Raw genomic sequence first — 13,067 nt, 5'->3', positions numbered from 1 at the left:
ATAGCACCGCCGCCGCGTGCGCCCCCGACGTGTTCGGCCAGGGCGTAGCCGGACGCACCACGAGCGGGTCGGGCTCAGCCGACGACGAGCCCGAGGTGCGCCGCCATCGTCGGGGCGAAGGTCATCAGTTGCAGCTCGTCGATGGTCGCGCCGCGCAGACCCTCGAAGCCGTCGATGCGCGAGAAGTCGCTGGTGCGCAGGTCGGTGTGGGACAAGGAGGCGCGGGTCACGTCGAGCGTGCCGATGCGGCAGTCGACGAGGGCCACCCGCAGGGCCTGCACACCACCGAGGTCGAGTTCGCCGATCGTGCACCCCTCGATGACGACGTCGGTGAGCCGAGCGCCGCGCAGGTTGAGGAAGTCGATCTTGCCGCCGACCAGGCGGACCGACCGCAACTCGGCGTCGAACAGTTCGGCCGACCCCCACCGAGGCCTCTCGACGCGCACGTCGCGCCAGGTGCTGCGGGAGGCGGCGAGCTCGGGGGCGAACGAGTCGGTCAGCACCGACTCGACCAGCCGGGACCCGCGAAGGCGGGCCGACCCGAGCCGGGGTGACTCGAAGACGCACTCGGTGAACTCGGCGCCCTCGAGGTCGCGGTCGGTGAGGTCGGCGTCGACGTAGCGCTCGAGCTCTCGGCTGTCGCGCGGGCCCAGGAGGTCGGTGCCCAGATCGACGAGGCCCTGCGGGTCGACGGGGTCGAGCCGCGGGGCATCGGTGCCGCCCGGGGTGGCGGGGCGGGACGACGTGGGGCGGCGCGGCGGGGTCATGTGACGAGGCTAACGGCGGGGTCCGACACGACCCGCGCCTCTCGGGGTGACGGTGCCGCCCGCGCTCAGCACTCGATGACGTTGACGGCGAGACCCGCGCGGCTGGTCTCTTTGTAGCTGTCCTTCATGTCGCGGCCGGTCTGGCGCATCGTCTCGATGACGGTGTCGAGGCTGACGACGTGACTGCCGTCGCCCAGCAGGGCCATGCGGGTCGCGGCGACGGCCGTGCCGGCCGCGATGGCGTTGCGCTCGATGCAGGGCACCTGCACGAAGCCGCCGACGGGGTCGCAGGTGAGCCCGAGGTGGTGCTCCATCGCGATCTCGGCGGCGTTCTCGACCTGCCGGGGCGTCCCGCCGAGCAGTGCGGTGAGCGCCCCCGCGGCCATCGACGCGGCCGAGCCGACCTCGCCCTGGCAGCCGGCCTCGGCCCCCGAGATCGACGCGTTGCGCTTGTAGAGCGAGCCGATGGCGGCCGCCGTGAGCAGGTAGGTGCGAGCCAGTTCGTCGGCGGTGGCCCCGTGGAATCGCATGGCGTAGTAGCCCACGGCGGGGATGATGCCGGCTGCCCCGTTCGTCGGCGCCGTGACCACACGACCGCCGCCGGCGTTCTCTTCGTTGACGGCCATCGCGTAGGCCTGCAGCCACTGGGCCGGCAGATCGGAGGCCAGCAGCGACGAGGCGCGACCCTGCTCGATGGCGGAACCGCCGAGGGCGAACGCGGTCACCCGTTCGTCTTGCTGACGAAGCATGGTCGCGAACTGGCGGGCGCGCCGCGGTACTTTCATCCAGCCCGGCAGGACGCCCGTCGCCGCGAGACCCGCGTCGACGCAGGCGTGCATGGCGGCCCAGCGGGCGTCGAGACCCGAGGCGGCAGCGACCTCGCCGTGCAGCGCGACCTCGTTGCGCCAGGAGAGCTCGGCGATCGACACGTCTTCGGCGTCGCAGAGGCGCAACAGGTCGTCGGCGTCGGTGAAGGCGAACGGTGCCTCGGCGGTCGGCACGGCCTGCTCGTCGTCGCCGTCGCGGACGACGAAGCCACCCCCGACGGAGAAGTACACCTCGCGGGCGATGCTCGCGCCGTCGACGTCGAAGGCCTCGACGCTCATGGCGTTCGGGTGTCGAGGCATGCGCGTCAACGGGGCCATCCGTAGGTCGTTCGGCGCGAAGGCGATCTGGTGTCGCCCGAGCAGTCGGAGGCCGCCGCCGTGCTCGACCGCCTGCTGCATGCCCGAGACGACCTCGGGATCGCAGGTCTCTGGCTGCATGCCCGCGAGACCGGCGAGCACGGCCGAGGGGGTGCCGTGGCCGAGGCCGGTCGCGGCGAGCGAGCCGTAGAGCACGGCCTCGATGCGGGCGACGTCGGCCAGCCGGCCGTCGACCTCGACGCCGACGAGGAACTCGCGAGCGGCACGCATGGGGCCGACGGTGTGCGAGCTCGACGGGCCGATGCCGATCGAGAAGAGGTCGAGTGCCGAGACGTGGTCGGTCACGTGCCACCTGCCTTCCGGGGTCACGACGACGTTACCCGCTGGCACCGACGGTCGGAGCCGCCGGACACCGAGGAGGCGCCGGTCGCCTCAGTCGGGACGCCCCACCTCACGGGCCCGCTCGGCCATCGCGCCCGACATGCCCTCGAGGAACCGCCGGACGGTCGCGAGCTCGGCCTCGTCGAATTCGGCCATGACGCGGTCGCTCATCACCCCGAGGGGGCCGAAGAACGCCCCGGCGACCTCGCGGGCGCGATCGGAGTAGCGGACGAGTACCCGACGGCGGTCCGCGGCGTCACGGCTGCGCTGCACGTGCCCGACCTTCTCGAGGCGGTCGATGACGCCCGTGGCCGCCCCCGACGTGACGCCCAGCAGCTCGCCGAGCCCGCCGGCCGTCACGGGATCGCCGTCCCGCTCGGCCTGCATGACGTGCAGCAGCGCCTCGAGGTCGATGTGACCGAGGCCGTGCCGCGAGGCGAAGGCCTGGGCGACCTTCTGCGACTCGGTGGTCAACCGCTGCATGTGGGTGACGATCGCGTCGGCCTGCGACGAGCGCGGCGGACGGATCGACGAGGCCGTGGGGGCCGGGTCTCTCGGGGTGGGCATGGAACCTCCTGCGTGAAGAGTCTGGTCGATGCTCCTGTGATCTGCAATACTCTTAGCATCTAAGACATTCAGTGACTGAAGGACCATCATGCGCACCCTCGCCCGCATCGTCAGCGGCCACCGCACCGCCTGGGCCGTGCTCGCCGCGACCGCCGTGGCCGTCGCACTCCTCTTCGCCGTCCTCCCGGCGAGCGAGGGCGACGCCGCCCCGCCGTCGGGCGTCCCCGACACGAGCCAGTCCGCGCAGGTCACCGATCTGCTGAGCCGGTTCCCCAGCGCCGACACGACCGTGGGCATCCTCGTCTTCCGTCACGGCGGCGACCGGCTCGACGACCTCGACCTCGCCGCGATCGACGACCGGGCCGGCGCCCTCGCCGAACTCTCGACGACGCCGCAGGCCGTCCGGCCCCAGGTCAGCGAGGACGGCACGGCGGCACTCGTGGCGGTCCCGCTCGACGCCGCGAGGGCGGACGCCGACGTCGCAGCGACCGCCGCGAGCCTCCGCGATGCGGCCTCGGCCGACCTGCCCGCCGGGCTCGACGCCCTGCTCACCGGGCCCGTGGGGTTCCAGGACGACATCGCGAACGCGTTCGCCGGCGCGGACTTCCGCCTGCTGCTCGTGACGGTGATCGTCGTGGCGGTGCTGCTGATCGTCACCTACCGCAGCCCGGTGCTGTGGATCGTGCCGCTGGCCGTCGTGGGTACCGCCGACGCCCTGGCGGGCCGCGTCGCCGCCGCCGTCGCCGAGCCGCTCGGCATCTCGATCGACGCCTCGATCTCGGGCATCCTCTCGGTGCTCGTGTTCGGCGCAGGCACCAACTACGCGCTTCTGCTCGTCGCGCGCTACCGCGAAGAGCTGCTGCTGCAGCCCGATCGACACCGCGCCATGCGCACGGCCGTGACGAGCGCGGGCCCCGCCATCGCGGCCAGCGGCGGCACGGTCGCCCTGAGCCTGCTCACGCTGCTGCTCGCGTCGCTCTCGGGCAACCGCGCCCTCGGGCTCGCCTGCGCGGTCGGCGTCGTCGTCGCGATCGTGTTCGCCCTCGTCGCCCTGCCCGCGGCCCTGGTGGTCTGCGGTCGCGGACTCTTCTGGCCCTTCGTGCCCCGCGCCTCCGCGTCCGACGCACCCGACGCGACGGCAGGAGGCGCGACGCACCACGCGGCACCGCGACGCGGCTTCTGGGACCGCCTCGGGCGCGGCGTCCGACGCCGTCCGGCCGTCGTGGCCGTGTCGTCGGTCGCGGGCATCGCCGTGCTCTGCCTCGGCCTGAGCGGCTACGCCGTGGGCCTGTCGCAGACCGACCAGCTGCTCGGCGAGCCCGACTCGGTCACGGCTCAGAAGGTGATCGACGAGTCGTTCTCGGCAGGGCTGACCAGCCGGACCACGGTGCTCGTACCGTCGCCCGTGGCGGACGAGGCGACGGCGCTCGCGTCCGACACCGAGGGGGTCGACACGGCGACGCCAGGCGAGACCGAGGGCGGACGGACCCGCATCGACCTGCAACTCACCGCCGAGCCCGAGAGCGACGCCGCGTTCGCCACCGTCGAGCGCCTGCGGTCCGGTTACGCCGACGCCGGCGGCCCGCTCGCCGACGCCCTCGTCGGCGGCAGCGACGCCACCGCCTACGACACGAAGGTGGCCGCGCAGGCCGACGTCGACCTGATCGCGCCCATCATCCTGGCGATCGTGTTCGCCGTCCTGGCGCTGCTGCTGCGGTCGCTCGTGGCCCCCGTGCTGCTGATCGCCTCGGTGCTGGCCACGTTCTTCGCGAGCCTCGGGGCCTCGACCTGGCTGTTCCAGAACGTGCTGGGGTTCCCCGCGCTCGACACGGCCGTGACGCTCTACGCGTTCCTGTTCCTCGTCGCACTCGGGGTGGACTACAACATCTTCCTGACCACCCGGGCGCGGGAGGAGGGCCTCGTGCACGGCACGCGCGAGGGCATGGTGCGGGCCCTGGCGTCGACGGGAGCCGTCATCACGAGTGCGGGCGTCCTGCTGGCCGCCGTGTTCGCCGTCCTCGGCGTCCTGCCCGTCGTGGCCCTGACCCAGGTCGGCGTGATCGTCTGCCTCGGCGTGCTGCTCGACACCCTGGTCGTCCGCACCGTGCTCGTCCCCGCGCTCGTGTTTCTCACCGGTGACGCGTTCTGGTGGCCCAGCCGCCGGGCGAGTGGGGGGCGGCGGGGTGGTGTCATCGGCGGTCAGCGGCAGGCGCCCCAGAGCCCGGCGCCGGCCCGCTCGGCCGACGCCTCGGCGGCCACGAACCGGTCGCGGTAGCGGTACGCGTCGTCGTAGGTGTCCTCGCGCCCGTAGCCCTCGGCCACCAGTCGCTCGTTGAGCATCGTGCCGTCGGGCGACCAGACGTAGCGCAGCAGCCTGTCGTAGCGGTCGGCGTCACCCTGCGAGGCGTCGTCCTCGAGCCAGACCGTCGCCCCCTCGGGCAGGGTGGCCGTCGTGAAGGCGCTGGCCTCGGGGCCGAAACAGTCGACCGGCGCGTCGGGCTTGACGGTCTCGGGCGTGTCGACGCCGATCAGACGGACGCGTTCGCGCTCCCCCGCGACGACGACGACGACCGTGTCACCGTCGACCACGCGCTCGACGACGGCCTCGGTCGCCGCGGTCGGGACGCTCGTGGGCACGGGAACCGCACCCGCGCCTCCCGGATCGCCCGCCCCCGACCCGTCGCCGAGGAGGCGCGGGAAGGCCACGAGGACGGCCCCCGCCACCAGCACCACGACCACCCCGAGCAGCCGACGCGGCGTGAGACGTCGACGCGCCGGGCGACGACGCGCGGTCATTCGGCGAGCCGCGTGCCGCGCAGCTCGGGCAGCATCGTGGCGGCGACGGCCCCCACGACGAAGACCGCGCCGAAGACGACGAACAGGGTGGGCGGCCCGCCGAGGGCGATCAGCGGCGGGACCGACAACGGGGCGGCGATCGAGGCGATGCGCCCGACGCCTGCGGCCCAGCCCGCACCCGTACCCCGCAGCGGCGTCGGGTAGAGCTCGGGTGTCACGGCGTAGAGCGCGCCCCATGCGCCGAGGTTGAAGAACGACAGGGCCATGCCCGCGACGAGGATCTGCGCGACGCTGCCGCTGACCGCCCCGAAACCGAAGAAGACGGCCGCGACGGCCGACCCGAGCAGGAAGGTCGCGAGCGTCCCCCGGCGACCCCACTTCTCGATCAGCCAGGCCGAGGCCGCGTACCCCGGCAACTGCGCCAGGGTGATGATCAGCACGTACTCGAACGAGCGCACGAGCGGGAACCCGGCCGCGACGAGCAACGACGGCAACCAGACGAAGGCTCCGTAGTACGAGAAGTTCGTCATGAACCAGACCACCCAGATCGCGACCGTGCGACGGGCCATCCCGGCACCGAACAACCGACCGACGGAGGCGCGGGCCGGCCGGTCGACGACCCGCGCCTCCCCGGCGACCACGGTCGGCGCGGCGACGCCGGCGGCCTCCTCGAAGCCGCGGACGGTTCGCTCGGCCTCGTCGTGGCGCCCCCTCGACTCGAGGAAGCGCACCGACTCGGGCATCTTCAGGCGCACGAACACGGCGTAGAGCGCGGGGGCGGCTCCGATCACCAGGGCCCAGCGCCAGCCGTCGTCGCTCGTCGGGATCACGAGGTAGCCGACGAGGGCGGCCCCGATCGACCCCACGGCCCAGAACGCCTCGAGCAGGACGACCACGCGGCCACGGATGCGCCGCGGCGAGAACTCGCTGACGAGGGTCGAGGCGACCGGCAGTTCGGAGCCCAGGCCGAGTCCGACGACGAAGCGCAGGACGAGCAGCACGCCGACCGACCACGACAGGGCCGAGAGCCCGGTGGCGAGGCCGTAGAGCAGCAGCGTCAGGGCGAAGACGGTCTTGCGCCCCAGACGATCGGCCAGCGACCCGCCCACGGCCGCACCGATCGCCATGCCCGCGAACCCGGCCGAGGCGACCCAGGCGAGTTGACCGGCCTGGTCGCTCCACACGGTCATGAGCTGCGCGATGACGAACGAGAGCAGACCGACGTCGAGTGCGTCGAGTGCCCAGCCGATGCCCGAGCCGGCCAGCAGCCGGCGGTGCTTCGAGGTGAACGGCAGCTCGTCGAGGCGCTCGCTGCGCGTCGGGCCGATCGGGGTCGAGGTGGGGACGGGGGTCATCGGGGCCTGTCGTCTCGGGGTCGTCGTCGGGGTCGGGCGGGTGGTCGGGGCAGGCACGGATGCCTCGGGTGAGGACGACCGGGCCATGGGGCAGTGTACGAGCCGTGAACATCGCCCCCGCTACAGACACCCGGGCCGCAGGCCCGTAACCTCGGGCGGACCGGATCATCGCGGTCCGCGACGGAGGCACCACCATGGCAGAGAAATCAGCGAAAAAAGGCACCGCGAAGGTTGCCGTGCGCTCCTTGAAGGAGAAGCGCGCAGACAAGAAGGCCAAGGGAGCGACGGGCAGCCACTCGGAGGACGTCGTCTCGAACGTCAAGAAGCGCTGACGCCTGACGTCCTCGAAGGGGCGCCGACCTCCGCACCGGGTGTCCCGGTCGCGAGGCGGCGCCCCTTCGCCGCTCCCGGGGACCGGTCGGCGACGCGCGATGACGCCGGACCCGTGACAGGTCACGCACACCTGACATAACCTCGTGGTCGTGGCCCACGTCAGGGTGGGCCCCGGAGGGACGACGACATGGTCACCAGGCTCATCAGGACGTGGGCGGCGACGGGGGTGACGGTCGCCATGGTCGGCGCCCTGGCGCTCGGGGGCGCGACGAGCGCGTCCGCGGCGGGCCCCGGGACGGTCGGCTGGGCCGACTTCACCGTCGACGGGACGGCCCGCGCCTACACGGGCACGATGACGCTGCCCGGCGATTTCCCTCAGGCGAGGTTCACCTCGACCTCTCGCCAGGCGACGATCCCGAGCGGATCGAGCACCTGGCAGGGCACGGGCACTCCGGTCGGTGCCGAGTACGACTCGAGCCGCGGCCGTCCCTATCTCAACCTGCGCCCGACCCAGGACTCGCCGACCGCCGCCGCGGCGTCGGTCACGACCTACACCTTCGACCGGGCGACGCCCGCGAGCGACTGGTCGTTCGTGCTCGGCGACGTCGACGCCGACCAGGTGACCGTGTCGGCCACCGACACCACCGGCGCGGCCGTGCCGCCGGACGACCTGGGCTTCCAGACCACGTACAACTCCTGCCGGACCGCGGCCGGAGGCCCGTCGCCGTCCTGCGACGCCGCGGGGACCCGCGACGTCCCCACGTGGAACGCCACCACGGGCGTGCTGACCGGCAACGCGACAGCGGCCGACACCGAGGGCGCCACCGCCTGGTTCAGCCCGTCCGTGCCCCTCTCGACCCTGACCTTCACGTATCAGCAGCGCTCCGGGTTCCCCGTGTACCAGACGTGGTTCGTGACCAAGACGTTCACGGCGAGCGGTGCGGTGACGAACGACGGCGCCGCCTACCCCGGGGCGATCGTGACGCTGGTCGATCCGGCGACGGGCGAGATCGTCGGGACCACCACCACGATCGGCCCCGATGGCACCTGGTCGGTCCCCGGCCTCGTCTCGGGCACGCCTTACGAGGTCAGCGTGACGACACCGGACGACGCCGCGGATCTGCCGGCCGTGCCCTTCACGATCGCGGGCGACGACTCCCCCGGCCTCGACTTCGCCTTCACGGGCGCCGTGGCCCCGGCCGAGACCGCACCCCTCACGGTCACGGTCGTGCAGGCCGACGGCTCGCCCGTCGCCGACCGCCCGGTGAGCATCGTGGTGCCCGGCCAGATCGACCCGGTCGCATCCGGCACGACCGGCAGCGACGGCTCGATCACCTTCGAAGGGCTCGACCCGGCGGCCGAGTACACCGTGGTCGACGAGGTCACGGGCATCGCCCGGGGTCCGGTCACCACGGCCTCGGGCGCCTCGATCACGCTCGACCCGACCGTCGAGATCACCACGAGCATCGTCGAGCCCGACGGCTCGGCCCCGGCCGAGGGCTCCGTCGTCGACATCGTGCCGGTCGGCGAGGCCACGCCCGTGGCGAGCGTCGAGACCGGTCCGGGCGGCTCGTTCACGGCCGACGGCCTGACCCCAGGTGAGCAGTACGAGGTCGTCCTGAACGAGGACGTCGACTCCGCCGTCACGATCACCGCACCCGCGACGAGCGGGACGATCCCGCCGGTGCAGATCGCCGCGCCCGACACGGTCGCCGTCGAGGGCACCGTCCTGAACGCCGATGGCACCCCCGCCTCGGGTCTCCCGCTGCAGGTGATCGAGGCCGACGCCGCCGAACCCGAGCCCGTCGCCACCCCGACCACCGATGCGGCCGGCGTCTACCGCGTCGAGGGCCTCGTGCCCGGCACGGACTACGGGGTCGTCCTGGACGGCGAGATCGTCGGCACCTTCACCGCCCCCTTCGCCGACGGCACCGTGCCGACGCTCGTCCTCGCCGGACCTCCCGTCGTCACGCCCGTGCCGAACCCCGAGCCGAGCCCCGACCCCACCGTCCCGCCGACCCCCGTCGTCCCGGCGGCGGGCGGCCCCGGAACGGGCGGCTCGACCGTGGGCGGTCCGGACCGGCCGCTCGCCTACACGGGCAGCGAGCCCGGCCTTCCCCTCGGCCTCGGGGTCGCCGCGATGGCCCTCGGCCTCGCGCTCGTCACCGGGTCGGCCGTCGTGCGCCGCCGGGCGGAGCGCCGCTGACGGCGGCGGGCGCCGGGTCGTGAACCCGGCGGGCCGAGGAGGCGCGGTGTCCGGTCGACGGGCACCGCGCCTCCTGCGGTCCGCCCGTCCGCGCACCGGGCCTGTACCGTCGCCGGGTGCGAGGGAGTTGGCTCGGGCCATGAAGAACACCACACTCGGCCAGGTCGACGGCGGACTCGACGTCGGCCGCCTCGGCCTCGGCCTGATGGGCATGTCCGCCTTCTACACCGGCAACAGCACCGACGACGACGAATCGGTGCGCGTGATCCACCGTGCCCTCGACGTCGGCGTCACCCTGCTCGACACCGCCGACATGTACGGCCCGCACACCAACGAGCAGCTGCTCGGTCGGGCGCTCAAGGGCCGCCGTGACCAGGCCGTGGTCGCGACCAAGTTCGGCAACGTGACCGATCCCGAGGCCCGCGCCGAGCGCAGCGTCGACGGCCGGCCCGAGTACGTCCGCCGGTCGATCGACGGTTCGCTGCAGCGCCTCGGCATCGACCACGTCGACCTCTACTACCAGCACCGGGTCGACCCCCAGGTGCCGATCGAGGAGACCGTCGGCGCGATGGGCGAGCTCGTCACGGCCGGCAAGGTGAGGTTCCTCGGACTGTCCGAGGCCGCACCCGAGACCATCCGCCGCGCCCACGCGACCCACCCGATCACCGCCCTGCAGACCGAGTGGTCGCTGTGGAGCCGCGAACCCGAGGCCGAGATCCTGCCGACCGTCCGCGAGCTCGGCATCGGCTTCGTGCCCTACTCCCCGCTCGGTCGCGGGTTCCTCACCGGCACGATCCGTTCGGTGGACGAGCTCGCCGAGGACGACTTCCGACGGTTCGCGCCGCGCTTCTCCGGAGACAACCTGCAGGCCAACATCCGCATCGTGCAGCAGGTCGACGAGGTCGCCCGCACGGTCGGTGCCACGCCCGGGCAGGTCGCGCTCGCCTGGCTGCTCGCGAAGGGCGAGGGCATCGTGCCGATCCCCGGCACGAAGCGCCGCACCTACCTCGACGAGAACGTCGCCGCCGACGACGTCGTGCTCGACGCCGAGCAGATGCACCAGCTCGACGACGTGGCCGCGCCGAAGGGCGCCCGCTACGCCGACATGTCGACGGTCGACAAGTAGGCCACCGGCACCACACCGTCGAGTGGACGGGACACCGCGGCGATGCGTGGTGTTCCGTCCACTCGGCGGTTCGGGGGCGATCTCGTAGCGCGTGAGGACCAGCCCGAGGAGGCGCGGGTACGGTCGAGCGATGGACGACGTGATCAGACGCCGGGCCCTCGTGCACGGCTCGGTGCAGGGCGTGGGTTTCCGTTTCTCGACCGAGGGCGAGGCGGACCGACTGGACGTCGGCGGCTTCGTCCGCAACCGGCCCGACGGGACGGTCGAGGTCGAGGTCGAGGGACGGCCCGATCGGGTGGCGCTGCTGCTCGAGTGGCTCGACGAGGGGCCTCGTGGGGCCCGGGTCGACCGGGTCGACGTGACCGAGCTCGCCCCCGTGGGCGAGAGCGAGTTCAGCACGCGCCACTAGCTCGTGTGGCGGTCACCGGAGAGGTCCGGGTGGCCGGAGACGAGAAACCCGGCCCGGACGCTCACACACACCCGACAGTGTGGAGTGCCCGGACCGGGCGTTCAAGGGTACCTTCTCGACGGCCCGTCCCGGTCACCCGGACCGGTTCGGTGGATGACCTCACATCCGTCGACTCCGGTGCGTCTACGGGGTGAGTACCATCGCCGAGAGCCAGGAGGCACCGTGAGCGTCCACACCACCGTCGACACCCCCGTCGGCACGCTGACCGTCGTCGGGGCCGAGGCAGGCCTCGTCGGCCTCTACTTCGACGAGCACCGCCACCTGCCCGATCCGACCGGCTTCGGCCCGGTCTCGCGGGACGGCGTCGGGTCGAGCGACTTCGCCGAGGTCGAGCGTCAGCTCGGTGGGTACTTCGGTGGCGAGCGCCGCTCCTTCGACCTGCCGCTGGCACCGCGCGGCAACGACTTCCAGGTGCGGGTGTGGACCCTGCTGCGCGACATCCCCTTCGGCGAGACGCGCAGCTACGGGCAGCTCGCGACCGCGCTCGGCGGAGTCGGCCTGGCCCGGGCGGTCGGCGCCGCCAACGGGCTCAACCCGCTGAGCATCGTCGTGCCCTGCCACCGCGTGGTCGGTTCGGGCGGAGCCCTCGTCGGCTACGCCGGCGGGCTCGACCGCAAACGGTTCCTGCTCGGGCTCGAGGCCGACCAGCCGTCGGGGCCCGAGACCGGCCGGCTCTTCTGACGTGGAACCCTTCGAGCGCGTGGTCGCCCGACACGGTCGCACGGTGTGGCGCGTGTGCCGGGCCGTGCTCGACGAGCACGACACCGACGACGCGTGGAGCGAGACGTTCGTGGCGGCCCTCGTCGCCTATCCGTCGCTGCCCACGTCGACGAACCTCGAGGCGTGGCTGGTGACCATCGCGCACCGCAAGGCGATCGACGTGCTGCGGGCGCGAGACCGTCGCCCCCGCCCGGTCGAGACGGTGCCCGAACCGCCGCCCGCGCCTCCCCACGACGAGGCCATGGCTCGCACGGACGAACTGGACGGGGCGTTGCGGACCCTGCCGCCGGGCCAACGCCGTGCCGTGGTCTACCACCACCTCGTCGGGCTGTCGCACCGCGAGGTGGCCGAGGTGACCGGCATCAGCGCGGACGCGGCCCGGCGCGCGTCCGCCGACGGGATCGCGGCGCTGCGCCGACTGCTGGCCGAACCGGCGACGCCTCGACCGACCGGCACCTCGGGGCGGGGCGCCCGCCGCGCCTCCGTCTCGTCCGCCCCCGTCCCGTCCGCCTCCGTCCCGTCCGCCCCCGTCTCGTCCGCCTCCCCCGAGCCGAAGGGCACCCCATGACCGCCTCCCCCGCCGACGCCTCGACCGACCCGCGCCTCCTGTTGACCGGTCTCGACCCGGCCGACGACCGTCTCGCCGCCCTGCACGCCCGCTTCGCCGAGGCCGCCCTCGACGCCGGGGCGGTCGACGTCGCCTACCGCACCCTCGACTCCCCCGTCGGGCGGCTGCTCGTCTGCGCGACCGACGTGGGCGTGCTGCGGGTGGCCTTCGAGATCGAGGGTCACGACACGGTGCTCGACCGTCTGGCCACGACCGTCAGCCCCCGCATCGTCGAGGCTCCGTCACGGCTCGACGCCGTGGCACGCGAGCTCGACGAGTACTTCCGCGGCGAGCGCCGCGCGTTCGACCTGCCGCTCGACCGGCGTCTGTCGAGGGGCTTCCAGCGGACGGTGCTCGAGCACCTGCCCGAGATCGGCTACGGCGCGACGGCGAGCTACGCCTCGGTCGCCCTCGCCTCGGGCAGCCCCCGGGCGGTGCGGGCCGTGGGCACGGCCTGCGCGACCAACCCGCTGCCGGTCGTCGTGCCCTGCCACCGGGTGGTGCGGAGCGACGGGACCGCCGGCAACTACCGTGGGGGCATGGCGGCCAAGCGGATACTGATCGACCTCGAGGCACGCGCGTGAGCGACGCGGTG

Annotated in this window: 13 protein-coding genes; 8 read left to right on the top strand and 5 right to left on the bottom strand. The window is 73.3% G+C overall.

What is annotated here, in order from left to right:
* Positions 1–74 precede the first annotated feature (74 nt).
* From HRF36_RS01135 to HRF36_RS01125, 3 genes are all read right to left on the bottom strand, one after another.
* Positions 75–767, bottom strand: a complete 693-nt coding sequence (locus HRF36_RS01135) for a pentapeptide repeat-containing protein (protein ID WP_173205025.1) — start codon at positions 765–767, stop codon at positions 75–77.
* Positions 768–832: 65 nt separating this feature from the next.
* On the bottom strand, positions 833–2,257 hold the full coding sequence (locus tag HRF36_RS01130) for an L-serine ammonia-lyase (protein ID WP_173205023.1): 1,425 nt from the start codon (positions 2,255–2,257) through the stop codon (positions 833–835).
* 87 nt (positions 2,258–2,344) lie between these two features.
* Positions 2,345–2,860 carry a MarR family winged helix-turn-helix transcriptional regulator gene (locus HRF36_RS01125; RefSeq protein WP_217270845.1) on the bottom strand — a complete coding sequence of 172 codons (516 nt, stop codon included), beginning with the start codon at positions 2,858–2,860 and terminating at the stop codon, positions 2,345–2,347.
* A gap of 88 nt (positions 2,861–2,948) precedes the next feature.
* Here HRF36_RS01125 and HRF36_RS01120 point away from each other — a divergent pair, with 88 nt between their 5' ends.
* On the top strand, positions 2,949–5,135 hold the full coding sequence (locus tag HRF36_RS01120; RefSeq protein ID WP_173205020.1) for an MMPL family transporter: 2,187 nt from the start codon (positions 2,949–2,951) through the stop codon (positions 5,133–5,135).
* Here the strand turns inward: HRF36_RS01120 and HRF36_RS01115 are convergent.
* Both HRF36_RS01115 and HRF36_RS01110 read right to left on the bottom strand, forming a co-directional pair.
* Positions 5,060–5,656, bottom strand: coding sequence for a thermonuclease family protein (locus tag HRF36_RS01115; RefSeq protein WP_173205017.1), 597 nt, complete (start codon positions 5,654–5,656; stop codon positions 5,060–5,062). The genes HRF36_RS01120 and HRF36_RS01115 overlap by 76 nt on opposite strands.
* Positions 5,653–7,011, bottom strand: coding sequence for an MFS transporter (locus HRF36_RS01110; RefSeq protein WP_173205014.1), 1,359 nt, complete (start codon positions 7,009–7,011; stop codon positions 5,653–5,655). The genes HRF36_RS01115 and HRF36_RS01110 overlap by 4 nt, the downstream gene beginning before the upstream one ends.
* Positions 7,012–7,205: 194 nt before the next feature.
* Here HRF36_RS01110 and HRF36_RS01105 point away from each other — a divergent pair, with 194 nt between their 5' ends.
* The 7 genes from HRF36_RS01105 (at position 7,206) to HRF36_RS01075 (ending at position 13,056) form a co-directional block, all read left to right on the top strand.
* A complete protein-coding gene (locus tag HRF36_RS01105) occupies positions 7,206–7,343 on the top strand; it encodes a hypothetical protein (RefSeq protein ID WP_173205011.1) in 138 nt (45 codons plus the stop codon).
* 188 nt (positions 7,344–7,531) lie between these two features.
* Positions 7,532–9,550, top strand: a complete 2,019-nt coding sequence (locus tag HRF36_RS01100) for a carboxypeptidase-like regulatory domain-containing protein (RefSeq protein ID WP_173205008.1) — start codon at positions 7,532–7,534, stop codon at positions 9,548–9,550.
* A 139-nt stretch (positions 9,551–9,689) separates the two neighbouring features.
* The gene (locus HRF36_RS01095; RefSeq protein WP_173205005.1) at positions 9,690–10,676 is read left to right on the top strand and encodes an aldo/keto reductase; all 987 of its coding nucleotides are present in this window, start codon (positions 9,690–9,692) and stop codon (positions 10,674–10,676) included.
* A gap of 130 nt (positions 10,677–10,806) precedes the next feature.
* Positions 10,807–11,085, top strand: coding sequence for an acylphosphatase (locus HRF36_RS01090; protein WP_173205002.1), 279 nt, complete (start codon positions 10,807–10,809; stop codon positions 11,083–11,085).
* Positions 11,086–11,307: 222 nt separating this feature from the next.
* On the top strand, positions 11,308–11,826 hold the full coding sequence (locus tag HRF36_RS01085) for a methylated-DNA--[protein]-cysteine S-methyltransferase (RefSeq protein WP_371739948.1): 519 nt from the start codon (positions 11,308–11,310) through the stop codon (positions 11,824–11,826).
* Between the two features lies 1 nt (position 11,827).
* A complete protein-coding gene (locus HRF36_RS01080) occupies positions 11,828–12,433 on the top strand; it encodes a sigma-70 family RNA polymerase sigma factor (protein ID WP_173204996.1) in 606 nt (201 codons plus the stop codon).
* The gene (locus HRF36_RS01075) at positions 12,430–13,056 is read left to right on the top strand and encodes a methylated-DNA--[protein]-cysteine S-methyltransferase (RefSeq protein WP_173204993.1); all 627 of its coding nucleotides are present in this window, start codon (positions 12,430–12,432) and stop codon (positions 13,054–13,056) included. Before HRF36_RS01080 ends, HRF36_RS01075 begins: the two co-directional genes overlap by 4 nt.
* Positions 13,057–13,067 lie beyond the last annotated feature (11 nt).

The organism is Frigoribacterium sp. VKM Ac-2836 (genome assembly GCF_013248995.1).
Taxonomy (GTDB): Bacteria; Actinomycetota; Actinomycetes; order Actinomycetales; family Microbacteriaceae; genus Frigoribacterium.
This window is presented reverse-complemented; position numbering and strand designations above follow the sequence as displayed.

What these genes read in the sequence shown, in the direction of transcription:
- HRF36_RS01120 (WP_173205020.1), top strand. Translation starts at nt 2,949, where the DNA reads ATGCGCACCCTCGCCCGCATCGTCAGCGGCCACCGCACCGCCTGGGCC.
- HRF36_RS01115 (WP_173205017.1), bottom strand. Translation starts at nt 5,656, where the DNA reads ATGACCGCGCGTCGTCGCCCGGCGCGTCGACGTCTCACGCCGCGTCGG.
- HRF36_RS01100 (WP_173205008.1), top strand. Translation starts at nt 7,532, where the DNA reads ATGGTCACCAGGCTCATCAGGACGTGGGCGGCGACGGGGGTGACGGTC.
- HRF36_RS01125 (WP_217270845.1), bottom strand. Translation starts at nt 2,860, where the DNA reads ATGCCCACCCCGAGAGACCCGGCCCCCACGGCCTCGTCGATCCGTCCG.
- HRF36_RS01095 (WP_173205005.1), top strand. Translation starts at nt 9,690, where the DNA reads ATGAAGAACACCACACTCGGCCAGGTCGACGGCGGACTCGACGTCGGC.
- HRF36_RS01135 (WP_173205025.1), bottom strand. Translation starts at nt 767, where the DNA reads ATGACCCCGCCGCGCCGCCCCACGTCGTCCCGCCCCGCCACCCCGGGC.
- HRF36_RS01105 (WP_173205011.1), top strand. Translation starts at nt 7,206, where the DNA reads ATGGCAGAGAAATCAGCGAAAAAAGGCACCGCGAAGGTTGCCGTGCGC.
- HRF36_RS01075 (WP_173204993.1), top strand. Translation starts at nt 12,430, where the DNA reads ATGACCGCCTCCCCCGCCGACGCCTCGACCGACCCGCGCCTCCTGTTG.
- HRF36_RS01110 (WP_173205014.1), bottom strand. Translation starts at nt 7,011, where the DNA reads ATGACCCCCGTCCCCACCTCGACCCCGATCGGCCCGACGCGCAGCGAG.
- HRF36_RS01090 (WP_173205002.1), top strand. Translation starts at nt 10,807, where the DNA reads ATGGACGACGTGATCAGACGCCGGGCCCTCGTGCACGGCTCGGTGCAG.